A 16,894-nucleotide genomic window follows, 5' to 3' on the forward strand; every position below is an offset into this window, starting at 1 on the left:
GCGGCCGCACGGCTGCGCGCGGCCGCCTCCGCCCAGGACGCGGCGGCCCGCCGCTGCGCCGAACTCGACCAGCTGTCCGCGCGCGCGGACAGCGGCGTACGCCGGCTCGCCCCGGTGCGCGAGGAGTACGACCGGGTGGCCCGCCTGGCCGGCCTCACCGCGGGCACCTCCGCGGACAACGAGCGCAAGATGCGCCTGGAGGCCTACGTTCTGGCCGCCCGCCTCGAACAGGTGGCCGCCGCCGCGACCGCCCGGCTGCAGCGCATGTCGTCGGGGCGTTACACCCTGGTCCACTCCGACGACCGGGCCGGCCGCGGCCGCAGTGGGCTCGGACTGCACGTCGTCGACGCCTGGACCGGCCGAGAGCGGGACACGGCCACGCTGTCGGGTGGGGAGACCTTCTTCGCCTCGCTCGCGCTGGCCCTCGGCCTCGCGGACGTCGTCACCGACGAGGCCGGCGGGGTCCGGCTCGACACCCTCTTCATCGACGAGGGGTTCGGCAGCCTCGACGACCAGACGCTCGACGAGGTCCTCGACGTCCTCGACTCCCTGCGCGAACGCGACCGCAGCGTCGGCATCGTCAGCCATGTGGGCGACCTGCGCCGCCGTATCCACGCCCAACTCGAGGTCGTCAAGGGCCGGTCGGGGTCGACGGTGCACTTGCGGGGCTACCGGCCCAGCGGGCGGCGGGGGAGCGGCGAGGAGTAGACCACACTCGTGGTGACCGACCCGAGCGCGCCGATCTTCCCCGACACCTCCTCCAGATGACCCATCGACCGGGCGGTGACCTTGATCACGAAGCAGTCGTCGCCCGTCACATGGTGCGCCTCCAGGATCTCGGGAGTGACGGCCACCAGGTCGTGGAACGGCTTGTAGTTCCCGTTGGGATAGCGCAGCCGCACGAACGCCAGGATCGGCAACCCCAGCCGCTCGGGGTCCACGACGGCCGCGTACCCCTGGATGACGCCCGCCTCCTCCAGCCGTCGCACCCGCTCGGTGACGGCGCTCGCCGACATCGCCACGGCACGCGCCAGGTCGGCGAAACTGGCCCGCCCCTCGCGCTGGAGGACCTCGAGAATGCGCCAGTCGGTGGCGTCCGGGGAATACACGGTCATCCCCGATGACTAGCAGGAAATCACCGGTCCGACAAGGCTCCCGCCGTGAATCGCCCCTTCAGGGAGACCCGTCGGCGACCGTAGATTTCTGGTCGTCGACCACCACCACGGAGAGGCCCTGCGATGACCGCCGCCCACAGCGCGACCGGAACGAACCCCGTCCTGCGCGCCGCCCCGGCCGACCCCGCCCTGGCCGCCGCCCACTTCCGGGCGAGCCTCGCCTTCCATGCCGACGTCTCCGACGTGGCCGCGGCCCTGGCGGCCGGCGGCGACCCCGGCTTCGCCGTCCTGGACTCCCGCGCCACCGGGGCCTGGGACCAGGGGCACGTCCCGGGCGCCGTGCACCTGCCCACCGCGCTCATCCCCGAGCAGGCGGAACGGCTCCTCGACAAGGGCGTCCCCGTGGTGACGTACTGCTGGGGCCCCGGCTGCAACGGCGCCACCCGCGCCGCCCTCGCGCTCGCCGAACTCGGCTACCAGGTCAAGGAGATGCTCGGCGGGTTCGAGTACTGGGTGCGCGAGGGCTTCCCCTACGAGACCTGGCAGGGCCGGGAACAGCGCGCCGCCGACCCGCTCACGGCCCCCGCGGACGCGGCCGACTGCGGCTGCTGACCGCCCCCGGGGCCGCAGCGGCCCGGGGGCCCTGTCAGTCCCGTACCACCACCGGGGCGTGCCGCAGGAAGGGGCGGTCCGCCGTGCGGAACTCGCCCTCGGGGCGCGCCGCGTGCAGGACGACGTCCAGCGCGGCGTCCGCGTCACATGCGTAATGTCCGCTCGCCCAGGCCGCGTTGGCCTCCACGACGGCCCACCCGGCGCCGTCGGTCAGCCCGACGTCCACGACGACCGCGCTCGGCAGTCCCGTCCCGGCCAGCCGCCCGGCGAAGGCGAGCACCTCGGCGTGACGCGGGTCCCGCTCCAGCGGGACGACGTCCAGATCGCCCCCGGTCGCGTATCGGCTTCCGGTGCGCACCTCGCCGTCCCGCACGAACAGCCGGTACTCCGCGACGAACGTCACGATGTCGCTGACCAGCACCGGCTCCGTGCCGTCGACCGCGTCCGGACCGGGCAGCCCGCTGCCGTCCCGGTACACCCGCGCCGGGAAGCTCTTGTCGTTCGGCGGCTTCACGAACGCGGGCCGGCGCAGCGCACGCGCCTGCGCGATCGTGGTGAACTCGACCTTGCGCAGGGTGAGTTCGTACGGCAGCCGGGCCAGCCAGTCCGGCGGCGCCTCCAGCAGGCCGAGCCCCAGCTCCCGCGCGACGGCGTCCGCGAACAGGGGGCCGGAGTAGAGCGAGGCGGCCGGAGCCGCGCGCCACTGCGGCGGCACCCGCCAGTCGCGCAGCGTCTCCACGCGCGCCCCGCGCCGTCGGGCCGCGTCCGCGAAGGCGTGGCCCGTCGCGGTGACGCGCGGGGAGAGGAACAGGGTTCGCGAGGAGCTCATGGGAGGAGCGTGACGCACGGACGGCCCGCAGGACAGCGGATTTCCGCCGCCCCGCGGGCCGGACCACAACCGGTCAGAGCCGGGCCAGCTCGTCCACCAGGTCGTCGAGACCCAGCGAACCCTGCGAAAGGGCCGCCATGTGCCAGGACTTGAGGTCGAAGGCGTCGCCATGGCGCTCGCGGGCCTTCTCCCGGCCCAGCAGCCAGGCCCGTTCGCCGAGCTTGTAGCCGATCGCCTGACCGGGGATCGACAGATAACGGGTCAGCTCGCTCTCGACGAAGTCCGCCGGACGGCTGCTGTGCCCGCCGAAGAACTCCTGGGCCAGCTCCGGGGTCCAGCGCTCACCCGGGTGGAACGGCGAGTCGGCCGGGATCTCCAGCTCCAGGTGCATGCCGATGTCGACGATGACCCGCACCGCGCGCATCATCTGCGCGTCCAGGTAGCCCAGCCGCTGCTCGGCGTCCGTGAGGAAGCCGAGCTCGTCCATCAGCCGCTCCGCGTACAGCGCCCAGCCCTCGGCGTTGGCGCTGACGATGCCGACGGTGGCCTGGTAGCGGGAGAGGTCACCGGCGACGTGCGCCCACTGCGCCAGCTGGAGGTGGTGGCCGGGGACGCCCTCGTGGTACCAGGTGGAGACGAGGTCGTACACGGGGAAGCGGGTCTCGCCCATGGTCGGCAGCCAGGTGCGGCCCGGCCGGGAGAAGTCCTCCGAGGGGCCCGTGTAGTAGGGGGCGGCCGCACTGCCCGCCGGGGCGATCTTCGACTCCACCTTCCGTACCCGCTCGGCGAGTTCGAAGTGGGTGCCGTCGAGCGACTCGATCGCCTGGTCCATCAGGCCCTGCAGCCAGTCCCGGACCTCGTCCACGCCCTCGATGTGCCGGCCGTGCTCGTCGAGATGCGCCAGCGCCACCCAGGGCGTCCGGGCCCCCGGCAGAATCTTCTCGGCCTCCTTCTCCATCTCGGCGAGCAGCCGGTGGTACTCCGCCCAGCCGAACGCGTACGCCTCGTCGAGGTCGAGGTCGGTGCCGTTGTAGTAGCGCGCCCAGCGGGCGTACCGCTCCCGGCCCACGGTCTCCGGCGCGCCTTCGGTGGTCGGCGCGTACACGTCGCGCAGCCAGTCCCGCAGCTCCACGACCGCCGCGGTGGCCCCGTGGGCCGCCTCGTCCAGTTCGGCGCGGCGCGCCTCGGGGCCCGTGGCCACGAAGCCCTCGAACCAGGCACGGCCCTCGCCGTCCGGGTCCGACCACTGCGTGAGCTGCTCGACGAACGTGGCGGTCGGCCGCGGCGCCGCGTACAGCTTGCGCTCCAGACCGAGCGTCAGGGACTCCCGGTAGCCCGCGAGGGCCGCCGGCACCGCGCGCAGCCGTTCGGCGATCGCCGCCCAGTCCTCGTCGGTCTCGTTGGGCGTCACCGTGAACACCTCGCGCACATGATGCGCGGGCGTGGCCATGTTGCCGACGGCGCGCAGCCCCTCGTCGGCCTCGTGCACACCGAGTTCCGCGGTCAGGCGCTCACGCAGCAGACGGGCGCACCGGCGCTCGATGTCACTGTCCGCGCCGGGCCTTCGCTCCGCCTCGTCGAGCTTCGTCAGGGTGTCCCGCGCGAGCCTCGCGAGAGCCTCCTGACCCCTGGGCGAGTAGTCGGGCAGGCGGCTCGAACTCTCCGGCACGCCGAGGTAGGTGCCGGTCACCGGGTCGAGGGCGATGAGGTCGTCGACATAGGCGTCGGCGACCTCGCGGGGCAGCGGGTTGTTGGTCTGTGACATGCGCCCCATCCTCGTACGGGCCGGCGGCGCGCGTCACGGCGTTTGTCCTGAAGCCGTCGGCGGGGGCCTCACGGCGTGGGCCCCGGGGGCGCGGGCGGCAGCAGCGGCCCGCACTCCCACTGCTGGAATATCAGCCGGGTCTCGACGCGCGCCACCTCCCGCTGTGACGTGAACTCGTCGAGCACGAGCCGCTGCAGATCGGCCATGTCCGCCACCGCGACATGGACGAGATAGTCGTCGGGCCCGGTGAGATGGAAGACCGTCAGCGCCTCCGGCAGTGCCCGGATGCGCTCCACGAACGGTCCCACCAGCTCCCGGCGATGCGGCCTGACCTGCACGGACAGCAGCGCCTGCAGACCGCGCCCCAGCTTGGCCGGATCGAGCCGCAGCTGATGCCCGAGGATCACGCCGCTGCGGCGCAGCCGCGTCACCCGGTCCAGACACGTCGAGGGCGCGACGCCGACCTGCGCGGCGAGGTCGCGATAGGTGGTCCGGGCGTCGTTCTGCAGCAGCCGCAGCAGCTGGAGATCGACCGGGTCCAGTACGACGGATTCGGACATCGACCGAACGTAGCACGGTCTCGACGCCATACGACCCGTGTGATGTTCACCCTGCCGTCCATGGACTCATCCGCTGCGAGCACGCACGCGTACGACGGCGTACGCACGCCTGGAGCACCCCGCGCACTGGCCACCGAGGCCGTGCACGCGGGCCGGGACGACCTGGCCCGCCAGGGCCTGCACGCCCCGCCGATCGACCTGTCCACCACGTACCCCTCGTACGACAGCCGTGCCGAGGCGGCCCGCATCGACGCGTTCGCCGCGACCGGCGCGGAGCCGGACGGACCGCCCGTCTACGGCAGGCTGGGCAATCCGACGGTCGCCCGGTTCGAGACGGCGCTGGCCCGGCTCGAAGGCGCCGAGAGCGCGGTCGCGTTCGCCAGCGGCATGGCGGCGCTCAGCGCGGTGCTGCTGGCGCGCGCCTCGACGGGTCTGCGGCACGTGGTCGCCGTGCGCCCCCTCTACGGCTGCAGCGACCATCTGCTGACCGCGGGACTGCTCGGGTCGGAGGTCACCTGGACCGACCCCGCCGGGATCGCGGACGCGCTGCGCCCGGACACCGGGCTGGTCATGGTCGAGACACCGGCCAACCCGACGCTCGCCGAGGTCGATCTGCGGGCCGTCGCGCACGCCTGCGGCTCGGTCCCGCTGCTCGCCGACAACACCTTCGCCACGCCCGTGCTGCAACGCCCTGTGGAGCAGGGCGCGCGGCTCGTCCTGCACAGCGCCACCAAGTACCTCGGCGGTCACGGGGATGTGCTGGGCGGCGTGGTCGCGTGCGACGAGGAGTTCGCCGGGCTGCTGCGGCAGGTACGGTTCGCGACCGGCGGCGTGCTCCACCCGCTGGCCGGCTATCTGCTGCTGCGCGGCCTGTCGACGCTGCCGGTGCGGGTGCGGGCCGCCTCCGCGACGGCCGCCGAACTGGCCCGGCGGCTGACCGCGGACCCGCGCGTCGCACGGGTCCACTATCCGCGCATCGGCGGCGCGATGATCGCCTTCGAGGTGCACGGCGACCCGCACGAGGTGATCGCGGGCGTACGCCTGATCACCCCGGCCGTCAGTCTGGGCAGCGTCGACTCGCTCATCCAGCACCCGGCGTCCATCAGCCACCGCATCGTGGACGCGGGGGAACGCAGGGGCGCGGGTGTGAGCGACCGGCTGCTGCGCCTGTCGGTCGGGCTCGAGGACGTAGAGGACCTGTGGCGGGACCTGCGAACGGCGCTCGGCGCGGGCGGTGCGGCGGTTGTGGCCGATGCGGCGGCTTCCCCCGCCGTGGCGGGCGGCGCCGAAGCGACCGGTGCCCCCGATCCCCTTGCCGTCGCCGGGGCGGCCGGTGCCGTCCGCTCGGCGGAAACGATTCCCTCACCCGGTCGCGGAGTAGCGGCCGTCTGACCGGCACCCCGTACGGGGAAGGCCGAGCCGTGGACGGCCCGGCGTCCGGGTCCGAGGAGGGCCGAGGCCCCGGCGGTCGGCGTCCGCGTCCGAGGAGGGCCGGCCCCGGCGGCCTGATGTCCGACCGTCCGGTCGCCCGGTGGCCTCGTGCCTCGGCGGTCTGGCGTCCGGCTGCTTTGGTGGTTCGGCGGCCGGGCGGTCCAGTGCGCTGGTTGTCTCGTGTCTCGGAGGTCTGCGTCCGGTTGCCTTGGTGGTTCGGCGGCCGGGTGGCCCGGTGCCCAGACGGACCGGTGCTCCGGTGCTGCGGTGGCCTGGTGCGTCGGTGGTCTGGCGTCCGGCTGCCTCGGTGGTTCGGCGACCGGGCGGTCCAGTGTGCTGGTGGCCCGGTGTCTCGGCGGTTTGGCGTCCGGTTGCCTTGGTGGTTCGGCGGCCGGGCGGCCCGGTGCCCAGACGGACCGGTGCTCCGGTGCTGCGGTGGCCTGGTGCGTCGGCGGTCTGGCGTCCGGCTGCCTCGGTGGTTCGGCGACCGGGCGGTCCAGTGCGCTGGTGGCCCGGTGTCTCGGAGGTCTGCGTCCGGTTGCCTTGATGGTTCGGCGGCCGGGTGGCCCGGTGCCCAGACGGACCGGTGCTCCGGTGGCCTGGTGTGTCGGCGGTCTGGCGTCCCGCTGCCTCGGTGGTTCGGCGGCCGGGCGGTCGAGTGCGCTGGTGGCCCGGTGTCTCGGAGGTCTGCGTCCGGCTGCCTTGGTGGTTCGGCGGCCGGGTGGCCCGGTGCTCAGACGGACCGGTGCTCCGGTGGCCTGGTGTGTCGGTGGTCTGGCGTCCGGCTGCCTCGGTGGTTCGGCGGCCGGGCGGTCGAGTGCCCTGGTGGCCCGGTGTCTCGGAGGTCTGCGTCCGGCTGCCTTGGTGGTTCGGCGGCCGGGTGGCCCGGTGCCCAGACGGACCGGTGCTCCGGTGGCCTGGTGTGTCGGTGGTCTGGCGTCCGGCTGCCTCGGTGGTTCGGCGGCCGGGCGGTCCAGTGCTCTGGCGGCCTCGTGCCCCAACGGCTCGGCGGCCGGGGGGTTTTGCCCTCGCGGCCTCGCGGCCTCGCGGCCTCGCGGCCTCGCGGCCTCGCGGCCTCGCGGCCGGACGGCCGGCGCCCCGGTGGCTCGGTGGCTCGGTGCTGGGGCGGCCGAATGCCCCGGCGACCCAGGCGGGGCATACCGCCGGGGCCGTAGGGGCATTGGGTGCGTCCAGGCTCTCGTCCTCCGGGCCGCAGGTCCTGCTGGTCCCTCGTCTCAGTCGCGCGCGGCGCGTGCGTCCTGGCGCGGGGACGCCGGCTGCGCCCCGGCGGTCGCCAGCCGGGCGGTGATGACCAAGGTGCCCTCCTCGATCTGGTAGTCGAGCGGGAGGCCCAGTCCGCGCATGGCGGCGACCATGCCGGTGTTGGAGGCCTGCGTCACGGCGTACACGCTCTCGCACCTCGCCTCGACCGCCATCGCCACCAGCCGGCCGAGCAACTCGGCGCCGATCCCGCGCTGCTGCCACTGGTCCTCGACCAGCAGCGCGACCTCGGTCTCGTCGCCGTCCCACAGCAGATGGCCGAGGCCGACGATGCGGCCGGACGTCGTCTGCACGGCGAGGGTGCGGCCGAAGCGCGGGCTGAGCAGGTGGTTGAGGTAGCGGTCCGCGTCGCGGACCGGTCCGTGGTAGCGCATCCCGAGCGTGCGCGCCGAGCACCGGTCGTGCATCGCCTTCGCCGCTTCCAGATCGCCGGTGTCGGCCCGGCGCACGGTGATGTCGCCGCCCTCGGGCAGCGTCAGCATGTCCTGCCCGCGCGGGATCCGCGGTCCGAGCCGGGCGTCGAGCTCCACCAGGGCCCGCGCGCGGGCGAACTCGGTCGGGGTGAAGGGGAGATAGGGACGCTCCACGGTGATCACTCCGCCTTCCGGCGCCCGCAGCCGCATCACGGTGTCCTCCAGCACGCCCTCCACGGGCACGCTCTGCGCCCCACGGCCCCCGAGGCCCGACGCGGCGGGCAGCGAGCGGATCGTGCACCTGCCGAGCAACTGCCTCAGTGTCAGGGGGAGTTCGGCCGCGTCCAGCGCGGTGCGGGTGGCCAGACCGAGGACCCGGGTGGGCGCGTCCACCAGATCGTGGGCGTCGGCGCGCTCGATCCAGGTGCCGTTGCCGCCCGCGAGGGAGACGGCCCGGCTGATCTCGGCGGCCGCGAGGGCGCCCGGGGCGCGCAGCAGGAACTCGTCCACCGTGTCCTCGCCCAGCGGATGCGTCTGCAGGCTCAGGATGTCCACCCGGTGGGCGGCGAGCGCGGCGCACAGCGCGGCCAGCGATCCCGGGGCGTCCTTCACCGTCGTCCGCATCCGCCACAGGGCGCTGCCTTCGTCGACGCCCGAGGGCAGCTCCGACGGCCCGGCCTGCGGCTCCTCGGAGGGCGGCCGGGCGTCGGTATCCCCGGAGGGCGGCGCGTGGCCGTGGCGCCGTGCCCACCAGGTGTGGAACCCGGCCGTGGCGACCAGCAGGGCGGCGTTGACGGCCAGCAGCACCGGGCCGTCCGGTCCGTGCCCGACGAGGTTCGCCACGCCGTCGGCCACCGCTACGGCCGTGAAGAGCGCGGCGAGTTCCACCGCGTCCCGCCGCCAGTGGTGCACCGGACGTCCGTTCTTCGCGCGCGTCACGTCGGAGATGTCTCGAGTCATGCAGCCACTGTGGAGGAACCGTGTTGCGTGATCACGAACGGTTTGTGACTGATGGGTAAAGGCTACGAATGCCCGTTTTGTTAATCCTTCTACGAGGTGGTTCCCGCCGGGCCTCACAGCAGCGCCGCGCACCGGGGGATGACGCCGGTGCGCGGCACGGAGTCGAGGGTACGGGACGCCCGACTACTGCCCGACCCGTCCGGGCTGGAGCACCTTGGTGAACAGCACGGTCCCGTCCTGCTCGCGCAGACGCACCGTCAACTCGCCGCTGTCGCCGTCGATGTCGACCTCGCCGAAGAACTGGTAGCCCCCCGCGGGCGACACGTTCGCCGCGGTCGGCGCCTTGACGAACACCCGCTCCGGACCGAAGGTGCCGTCCAGTGCGCTGGCCGGGAAGGCGCCCGCGTTGAGCGGGCCGGAGACGAACTCCCAGAACGGCTCGAAGTCGGTGAACGCGGCCCGTGACGGCTGGTAGTGCTGCGCCGAGGTGTGGTGGACGTCCGCCGTCAGCCACACGGTGCCGGTGATCCGCCGGTGCTTGACGTACCGCAGCAGCTCGGCGATCTGCAGCTCACGGCCCAGCGGGGCGCCCGGGTCGCCCTGCGCGACGGCCTCGATGTTCGGCCTGCCCTCGGTGGCGTCCGGCACGACCAGTCCGAGCGGCATGTCGGCGGCGATCACCTTCCACACCGCGCGCGAGCGCGACAGCTCCCGCTTCAGCCACTCCAACTGCTCGGCGCCCAGGATGCCCTGCGGGTCCGTCCTCTGGTCGTCGGGCGAGTTGGCGTTGCGGTACGTGCGCATGTCCAGCACGAACACGTCCAGCAGCGGGCCGTGGTGCACGACCCGGTGCACGCGGCCCTCCTTGGCGCCCGGGCGCAGGGTGGAGATCGGGAAGTACTCGCTGAACGCCCGCCGGGCGCGCCCCGCGAGCACGTCGACGCTCTTCTCCGTGTAGCGGGCGTCGGAGTCGGCGATCACCTCGCCCGGGTACCAGTTGTTGCGGACTTCGTGGTCGTCCCACTGGATGACGGACGGCACCTGGGCGTTGAACCTGCGCAGGTTGTCGTCGAGCAGGTTGTAGCGGAAGTTGCCGCGGAACTCCGCGAGCGTCTCGGCGACCTTCGCCTTCTCCTCGGTGACGACGTTGCGCCACAGGCTGCCGTCGGGCAGCGCCTGGGTCACCGTGATCGGGCCGTCGGCGTAGATGTTGTCGCCGCTGCACAGGAAGAAGTCGGGGTCGAGCTTGGCCATCGCGTCGTAGATGCGGTAGCCGCCCAGCTCGGGGTTGATGCCCCAGCCCTGGCCGGCGAGGTCTCCGGACCACAGGAAGCGCACCCCGCGCCGGCGCCCGAGGGGCGTGGTGCGGAAGGTTCCGGCGACCGGCTCGCCGGTGCGGCGGGGGTCGTCCGGGTCGGCCAGCAGCACCCGGTAGTGGATCTGCTCGCCGGCCGGCAGACCGTGCAGCCGGGTCGTGCCGGTGAAGTCGGTGCCGGCGCCGAGCAGCGGACCGCGCCAACGGCGGGCGCCCCGGAAGGACTCGGTGGCCGCGGTCTCGACGATCATCCGGGCCGGACGGTCGGAGCGCACCCACACCAGTCCGGAGTCGGAGGTCACGTCCCCGGTCTGGACGCCCCACCCCGCCTTGGGACGCCCGGACAGTGCGAAGGCGGGGGCCGCGCCGACGGCGGCGGGCAGGGTCAGGGCCGCGGACGCGGCGAGCGAGCCGCGCAGGACGCCGCGGCGCCCGGGGAACGGGCGGTGGGACATGGAAGGGCCTCCAGGGGCGGGAACCGGCCGGTGTGCACAGCCACAACTACTGGTGCGCCGCAGCGCGCACGGAAACCACAGGTGAACAACCGCCGCGTGTCCACCTGATCGCGCGGCCCTCACTCCTCGGCGGCCTCCCCCATCAGCCGTACGGCGTCCCGGATGCGCGCGGGCGACAGATGGGCGTGACCGAGGACGAGACGTGTCCCCGCTTCTCCCTCTCCTCGGCCTCCTCGCCCGGCACGCGCGTGTGCGTAGTCGGCCGGCGCGCGCACGTCGACGCCTGCGGCGGCCGCCCGCTCCGTGAATCGCCGCTGCGGCCCGTACCGGAGCGGAAGTTCGGCGATGACGTGGAGTCCCGCGGCGATCCCCGACACCCGCGCCCCGGGGAAGTGCTCCCGCAGGGCGGCCACGAGGGCGTCACGCCGCTCACGGTAGGCGCGCCGGCAGCGACGCAGCAGGCGGCCGTGGTCGCCGCGTTCCGCGAACCGGGCGAACAGCGCCCGGGTGCCGGCCGTGCCCGTCCTGCGGACGCCGGGCCCGCGGCTGCTCTCCGCCACGGTCTGCGGGCTCGCCGCTGCCGAGTCCGCGTCGATCGGCCTGCTGCCGGCGGGCGACGGGTTGTTGCGCCGGCCCGGCGGCGCGGAGGCCGCCGCGCTGCTGTGGCAGGCGGCGGTCGTCACCGTCGTCGGCTTCGTGTGCTGGTACATGGGCATGCAACGGATCGGCGCGGAGCGGGCCACGCTCTTCTCCGGCCTCGTCCCCGTCGCGGCCGCCTGCACCGCGCCGCTCGTGGGAACGGGCTCCTACGGTCCCGCCCGGGCCGCCGGCAGCGCGCTCGTCGGGGCCGGGGTAGACCTGGGGCGGGGGCGCTGAACCGTGCCGCGGCCTCAGCGGCTGCCGTCGAGGATCACGCGGGCGACGAGCGCCGGGTCGTCGTTCATCGGGCAGTGGCCGCAGCCGGGCAGCCGCACCAGGCGCGCGGCCGGGATGACCTGCTTGACGCGGACGCCCTGGCGGCGCACGAGCAGCCAGTCGCGGGTGCCCCAGCCGACGGTGACCGGCACGCCGGGCAGGTCCTCGGTGAACTTGACCGTGATGCCGGCCTTCAGGGTCTCGTCGAACCCGGTGGCCCGGGCCAGGGCCAGCGTCTCGGCGACCACGGCCTCGGGTGAACGGCGGCCGGGGCGGGCGTAGATGGTGCTGGTCAGGGCGGTGCGGCCGGCCGCCGTGCTCGCCAGACGCTCGACGAGGGGCAGCGGCAGCCGACGGGAGATCCCCCGCATGGTGGTGAGAACCCCGAACGCGTAGCGCCGCTCCGCCTCGGACCAGAATCCGGCCGGGGACAGCGCGGTGACGGTCCGCACCAGCTTCTCGCGTCCGAGCTCCAGAGCGAGCAGGCCGCCCAGAGAATTGCCCGCCACGTGGGGGCGGTCCAGCTCCATCGCCTCGCAGAAGGCGCCGAACACCGCGGTCGTCGTGGGCAGGTCGTAGTCGAGGCCGTCCGGCAGGGCGGGGGAAGCTCCGAAGCCCGGCAGGTCCACGGCGATCACGTCGCCTTCGGCGGCGAGGATGTCCACCACCGGGTCCCAGGCCTGTCGGTGGTGACCGATGCCGTGCAGCAGGAGCAGCGGCTCGCCCTCGCCCGCGCGTCTGTAGGACACGGTGACCGGCAGTGGGCCGCTGCCGCTGGGGGAGGGGACCGTGAAGGAGACGGTGGCGGACATGGGAGCTCCTCGTCTGAACTGGCCGGTGGACGCCGTAGACAGCTTGTCAGCAATTACTACCGGCGGGTAGCCCCCGGTTGAGTGAAGCCCGCGCGGGCCCGCGCCATGCACTCCGCCCCGCGCCCGTTCGGCTCAACGGGCCCTGCGCAGCTCCAGGTTGAAGTCGGCGTGACCGAAACGGCGCATGAGGTCGAGCCACAGCGGCAGCCACATCTCCACGCTCCTCGCCGCCCGGATCCCGCCCAGATCGATCACCCGGTCCGCAGGCCAGCCGAACTCCCCGAGCAGCGCCGTGACGCGGCTCTTGGCGTCCTCGTCGTCCCCGCACACGAAGACCTGGTGCTCGCCCGGCACCCGCGCGGGGTCCACCATCACCTGGCTGTTGACGGTGTTGAGGGACTTCACCACGCGCGCCCGCGGAAACGCCCGCTGGATCTGCTCGCCCACGCTGTCCGACTCCACGGGCGACAACCGTGCCTCGCCCCCCTCGAAGGCCAGCGGGTTGGAGACGTCGAGCACGACCTTGCCGTCGAGGTGGGTTGCCCCGGCCGCCTGCAACGCCGTCAGGGACGCCCGCCCGGCCACCGCGTTCACGATCATCTCGGAGGCCGCCGCCGCCTCGGCGAACGTCCCTGTGCTCGCTCCCGCCCCTGCCTGTCGCGCCCACTCCAGGGCCGCCGCATTGTCCTTCGAGCGCGAACCCAGGACCACCGAGTGCCCCAGGCGCACCAGCGCGCCGCCCAGCGTGCGCCCGACCTCGCCCGTACCCAGCACCGCGTACCGCACAGCCGACCTCCCGTGTCCCGGACCCGACGGAGCGCCGGACCTGGCGCCACGGTAATTCCCGCCGGGCGACTCGGGCCGCCTTTGCGGCGCGAGCATGGCCGGAGTGTCACGGGAGCGAGTCCGCACGAACACCTCGTAAACGCTTTCCCCCAAGAGCCCCTTGGGGTGACAGGGTTCGAGGATTGGTCTTGACCAAGGGTGAGGCGCGTCCTATGGTCGCAGAGAAGTGCAACAACCTTTAATAAACAAGGGCGCGAAAAAAACGCTGCCGACCACGGCGAATTGCGGAGGACAGGGTGGGGACCACGCAACTGGAATCGGTACCGGAACCGAAGTACTGGCATCTCAGGACGGTGCTCAGCGAAGCGCTCGACTCCGAGTTCACCGTGGGGGAGATCCTGCCCAACGAGCGCGAGCTGGCCGCCCGCTTCGGCGTCGCCCGTGCGACGCTGCGCCAGGCCCTGGAGCAGCTCGAACTCGAAGGCAGGCTGCAGCGCCGCCGAGGCGTCGGCACCACCGTCGCGCCGCCGCGGATGGGCGTGGCCGTCGGCACCGAGCAGCAGCTGTGGCCCGGCACGGACGACGACGCCTGGCAGCCCGTCGACAGCACCCTGGCGGCTCCGCCCGCAACCGTCGCCACCGCCCTGGAGACCGCCCGCGACCAGGCCGTGCACATCGTGCGCCGCTCGCGCGTCTCGGACGGCCAGCCCGTGGCCGCGGAACTGCTGTACGTCCCCCTGACGTCGGTGCCCGGCGTGACCGGTGACGGCACTCCCTCCGAAGCGGCACGCGCGCGTGCCGTGCTCGGAGAGCTGCAGCGCCTCGAACTGCAGGGGCAGGACCGCGCGGTGGAGCTCGGCTCGGCCCGCGCGGACGACGCCCGGGAACTCGACCGGCTCCCCGGCGCGCCCGTCCTCGTGGTCACCACCCGCTTCTTCGCCGAGGGCCGCACCGCGGCGCTGTCCGTCGCGACGTACCGCGCGGACACCTGCCGGCTGACGTTCGGCGCATCGGGCGGCGTGGAGATACACCACGGTCCGGAGCGACCCGCCTCCTGACGCCCCGTCCGCGCCCGGTTCCGAGGAGGCAGGCTCCCCGAACGGCGCACCCCGCCACCGGCGGACGTCTCACGCCGCGCCCCGGAACTCCTCCGGGGCGCGACGCGTTCCCCCGGTGACCGCCCTCACCGCCGCGCCGTGACCGTGCCCTCCACCGCGAACAGCTCCTCCTCCACATGGTCGAGGGCCAGCCGCAGCGCCCCGGTCGCCACCGCCGCCTCTCCCAGCAGCGACAGGGCCACCTTGGGCGGCCGCAGACAGTAGCGGGCCAACTCGTCCCGCAACGGCTCCAGGACACCGTCCAGACCGGCCGCCCAGCCGCCGACCACGACCAGCTCCGGGTCGAGGGCCAGCACCAGCGCGGCCACATCGTGGACGAGCCGCTGGATGAACCGGTCCACCGCGGCCCGGGCCCGCCGGTCGCCCTGCCGGGCCTGCGCGAACACCCCCGCGACCGCCTGCTCGTCCAGCGGATGCAGGGGCTCGTCCGTGGTGGACAGCAGCGTCTCCGGGGTCACCTCACGGCCCAGCAGGTGCAGTGCGCCGATCTCTCCGGCCGCCCCGCCGTACCCCCGGTGCAGACGACCGCCGATCAGCGAGCCCGCGCCCGGACTCAGCCCGGCCAGCACGAAGACGACGTCGTCGGACTCGGTGGCGGCGCCCTTCCAGTGCTCGGCCACGGCCGCCGCGTTGGCGTCGTTCTCCACCAGGACCGGGCACTTGAACGAGCGGCTCAGCCGCTCGCCCAGCCGCAGCCCCGTCCACTCCGGCAGCGCGGTGCCCAGTCGCACCGTGCCGTCCGCCTCGACGATCCCCGGGGTGCCGACCCCCACCGCCCGCAGCGAGCTGCGCGGGACGCCGGCCCGGCGCAGCAGCTCCGCCACCGCGCCGCGCAGCCGCTCCAGCCGCTCGTCCGCCGGCGCCGACTCGTCCACCTCCCGGGACTGCGCGCCCAGCACTCGCCCGTCCAGGTCGGCCAGCAGCGCGGCCACCCGGTGCGAACCGATCTCCAGACCCAGCAGATGCCCGGCCTCCGCCCGGAACCGGAAGCGCCGCGCGGGCCGCCCCTGCCGTCGGGCGACGCTCTCGTCGGCCGCCTTCTCGACGACCAGCCCCGCCCCGATCAGGTCCTCGACGACTCCCTCGACGGTCGGGCGGGACAGACCCGTCACGCGGGTGATCTCCGTGAGCGTCGCGCAGTCCGCCGCACGCAGGGCGTGCAGCACCACCGCGGAATTGATCCTTCGCAACAGCGAGGGATCCCCGCCCGTCAACCGCCCCAAGGTCCGTCCTTCCAGCTCGAGCCCGTGTTGGGGCGGATCGTACTCGGCGGGGAGGACCCGGGCGAGTGCCCACTTCGTAGCGAACCCGTCACGCACCGCCGCGAACCCACGAGGAGCCGGGCGGCGGTCACCGCGTTCGGCAGCCCGCGCACCGTCAGAGCCGGCGCCTCCGTCCTCCGGCGGGCTCGCCCGCGGTCGGCTTCCGGTCGCCTCGGGCACGTGGCGGGTGCGGGTCCGGGACGCCCGAGCGGGCCCGCGGACTGACGGGCCGCCAATTGTCAGTGGCGGCCGCTTTACTGGATCTCATGGACATCGCGCGCGGTCTGGCCACCGTCGATCTGCTGAGCGTCCGAGAGCTCCCCGCGCAGGGGTATCTCGTGGCGGAGCTGCAGACCAGCGGCGACTTCCACGGCGAGGACCGCAGCGCGTGGGAGGAGACGGAGGAGCAGTACGAGGCCGACCGGGACGGGCTCACGGAGCGGTTGACCGACCGCTGGGGTCCGCCGCACCTCGTGAGTCTGGCGAGCACGCTGGAGCGCTCCATGGACGGTGAGGACATATCCGAGCCCTGGGCCTCGCTCAGCGCTCACGTCCCGGACCTGCATCTGTGGCAACTGCCCGGCACACCACGCTGGATAGCCCTCGGCGTCTCCCAGTGGGACGCGGAACTGCCCTTCCAGCTCCTGCTGGTGGTGACGGAGACCGACCCGCCCTGAGCACCGACCGACCGCCGACAGCCCTGCGCCGACATTCGTGCGCCGTCGGCTCTGCGCCGTCAGCCCTGACCGCCAGCCCTGTGCCGTCAGTTCTCCGCCGCCGCCCGCAGCCGGGCGAACTCCTGCGCCATCGTCGCCGTCGTCCAGTGCGCGTTCAGCCCGCTCGGGTTCGGCAGCACCCACACGCGGGTGCCCCCGATGAGCCGCTCCTGCGGCCCCACCACGGCCTTGCGGTCGTCGAACGCGGCCCGGTAGGCGGTCACGCCCACCACCGCCAGCCAACGCGGTTCGAGCGCCGTCACCTTCCGCGCCAGCAGCCGCCCGCCCTCGCGGTACTCCTCGGCGCTCAGCTCGTCCGCCCGGGCGGTCGCCCGCGCCACCACGTTGGTGATGCCGAGCCCGTAGGACAGCAGCTCCCGCTGCTCGGCCGGCTTCATCAGCCTCGGCGTGAAGCCGGACAGGTGCAGCACGGGCCAGAAGCGGTTGCCGGGGCGGGCGAAGTGGTGGCCGGTCGCCGCCGTCATCAGGCCCGGGTTGATGCCGCAGAACAGCACGCGCAGGCCGTCCGCGACGACGTCCGGCACGAGA

16 protein-coding genes and 1 pseudogene are annotated in these 16,894 nt (G+C 73.8%); 6 read left to right on the plus strand and 11 right to left on the minus strand.

Annotation, left to right across the window (positions count from 1 at the left end; translation table 11 throughout):
* Positions 1 to 708, plus strand: a 708-nt coding sequence (locus BG482_RS37475) for an SbcC/MukB-like Walker B domain-containing protein (RefSeq protein WP_306287015.1), incomplete at its 5' end; no start/stop codon positions are given.
* On the opposite strand, the gene BG482_RS37480 is transcribed toward BG482_RS37475, so the two are convergent.
* Positions 669 to 1,115, minus strand: a complete 447-nt coding sequence (locus tag BG482_RS37480; protein WP_069773678.1) for an Lrp/AsnC family transcriptional regulator — start codon at positions 1,113 to 1,115, stop codon at positions 669 to 671. The genes BG482_RS37475 and BG482_RS37480 overlap by 40 nt on opposite strands.
* Positions 1,116 to 1,238: 123 nt before the next feature.
* Here BG482_RS37480 and BG482_RS37485 point away from each other — a divergent pair, with 123 nt between their 5' ends.
* Positions 1,239 to 1,727: a rhodanese-like domain-containing protein gene (locus tag BG482_RS37485; protein WP_069773679.1), complete on the plus strand. Its 489-nt coding sequence runs from the start codon at positions 1,239 to 1,241 to the stop codon at positions 1,725 to 1,727.
* A 34-nt stretch (positions 1,728 to 1,761) separates the two neighbouring features.
* Here the strand turns inward: BG482_RS37485 and BG482_RS37490 are convergent, their stop codons facing one another.
* The 3 genes from BG482_RS37490 to BG482_RS37500 form a co-directional block, all read right to left on the minus strand.
* Positions 1,762 to 2,556 (minus strand): ATP-grasp domain-containing protein, encoded by a 795-nt coding sequence (locus BG482_RS37490; RefSeq protein ID WP_069773680.1) that lies wholly within the window; start codon positions 2,554 to 2,556, stop codon positions 1,762 to 1,764.
* 73 nt (positions 2,557 to 2,629) lie between these two features.
* A complete protein-coding gene (locus BG482_RS37495) occupies positions 2,630 to 4,321 on the minus strand; it encodes a DUF885 domain-containing protein (protein ID WP_069773681.1) in 1,692 nt (563 codons plus the stop codon).
* A gap of 68 nt (positions 4,322 to 4,389) precedes the next feature.
* A complete protein-coding gene (locus tag BG482_RS37500) occupies positions 4,390 to 4,881 on the minus strand; it encodes an Lrp/AsnC family transcriptional regulator (protein ID WP_069773682.1) in 492 nt (163 codons plus the stop codon).
* Between the two features lie 60 nt (positions 4,882 to 4,941).
* Here BG482_RS37500 and BG482_RS37505 point away from each other — a divergent pair, with 60 nt between their 5' ends.
* Positions 4,942 to 6,273 carry a PLP-dependent aspartate aminotransferase family protein gene (locus BG482_RS37505; protein WP_069773702.1) on the plus strand — a complete coding sequence of 444 codons (1,332 nt, stop codon included), beginning with the start codon at positions 4,942 to 4,944 and terminating at the stop codon, positions 6,271 to 6,273.
* A gap of 1,274 nt (positions 6,274 to 7,547) precedes the next feature.
* Here the strand turns inward: BG482_RS37505 and BG482_RS37510 are convergent.
* From BG482_RS37510 to BG482_RS37520, 3 genes and pseudogenes are all read right to left on the minus strand, one after another.
* Entirely contained in the window at positions 7,548 to 8,966 is a 1,419-nt protein-coding gene (locus BG482_RS37510; RefSeq protein ID WP_256096601.1) for a GNAT family N-acetyltransferase, read from the minus strand.
* 183 nt (positions 8,967 to 9,149) lie between these two features.
* The gene (locus tag BG482_RS37515; protein ID WP_069773683.1) at positions 9,150 to 10,736 is read right to left on the minus strand and encodes an alkaline phosphatase; all 1,587 of its coding nucleotides are present in this window, start codon (positions 10,734 to 10,736) and stop codon (positions 9,150 to 9,152) included.
* A 119-nt stretch (positions 10,737 to 10,855) separates the two neighbouring features.
* Positions 10,856 to 11,242: pseudogene (locus BG482_RS37520) on the minus strand (PLP-dependent aminotransferase family protein); the annotation flags it as partial.
* A gap of 10 nt (positions 11,243 to 11,252) precedes the next feature.
* Between BG482_RS37520 and BG482_RS37525 the strand changes: the two are divergent.
* On the plus strand, positions 11,253 to 11,612 hold the full coding sequence (locus tag BG482_RS37525; protein ID WP_370745951.1) for an EamA family transporter: 360 nt from the start codon (positions 11,253 to 11,255) through the stop codon (positions 11,610 to 11,612).
* A 14-nt stretch (positions 11,613 to 11,626) separates the two neighbouring features.
* Here the strand turns inward: BG482_RS37525 and BG482_RS37530 are convergent, their stop codons facing one another.
* Together BG482_RS37530 and BG482_RS37535 are read right to left on the minus strand one after the other, a co-directional pair.
* A complete protein-coding gene (locus BG482_RS37530; protein WP_069773685.1) occupies positions 11,627 to 12,463 on the minus strand; it encodes an alpha/beta fold hydrolase in 837 nt (278 codons plus the stop codon).
* 132 nt (positions 12,464 to 12,595) lie between these two features.
* Complete coding sequence (locus tag BG482_RS37535) at positions 12,596 to 13,249, minus strand: NADPH-dependent F420 reductase (RefSeq protein WP_069773686.1); 654 nt, start codon at positions 13,247 to 13,249, stop codon at positions 12,596 to 12,598.
* Positions 13,250 to 13,545: 296 nt separating this feature from the next.
* Here BG482_RS37535 and BG482_RS37540 point away from each other — a divergent pair, with 296 nt between their 5' ends.
* On the plus strand, positions 13,546 to 14,307 hold the full coding sequence (locus BG482_RS37540; protein ID WP_069773687.1) for a GntR family transcriptional regulator: 762 nt from the start codon (positions 13,546 to 13,548) through the stop codon (positions 14,305 to 14,307).
* Positions 14,308 to 14,432: 125 nt separating this feature from the next.
* On the opposite strand, the gene BG482_RS37545 is transcribed toward BG482_RS37540, so the two are convergent.
* The gene (locus BG482_RS37545) at positions 14,433 to 15,590 is read right to left on the minus strand and encodes an ROK family transcriptional regulator (protein ID WP_069773688.1); all 1,158 of its coding nucleotides are present in this window, start codon (positions 15,588 to 15,590) and stop codon (positions 14,433 to 14,435) included.
* 305 nt (positions 15,591 to 15,895) lie between these two features.
* Here BG482_RS37545 and BG482_RS37550 point away from each other — a divergent pair, with 305 nt between their 5' ends.
* On the plus strand, positions 15,896 to 16,306 hold the full coding sequence (locus BG482_RS37550) for a hypothetical protein (RefSeq protein WP_069773689.1): 411 nt from the start codon (positions 15,896 to 15,898) through the stop codon (positions 16,304 to 16,306).
* A gap of 86 nt (positions 16,307 to 16,392) precedes the next feature.
* On the opposite strand, the gene mug is transcribed toward BG482_RS37550, so the two are convergent.
* A complete protein-coding gene (mug, locus tag BG482_RS37555; RefSeq protein WP_069773690.1) occupies positions 16,393 to 16,890 on the minus strand; it encodes a G/U mismatch-specific DNA glycosylase in 498 nt (165 codons plus the stop codon).
* Positions 16,891 to 16,894 lie beyond the last annotated feature (4 nt).

It is taken from the genome of Streptomyces sp. LUP30 (assembly GCF_001746365.1).
Lineage (GTDB): Bacteria > Actinomycetota > Actinomycetes > Streptomycetales > Streptomycetaceae > Streptomyces.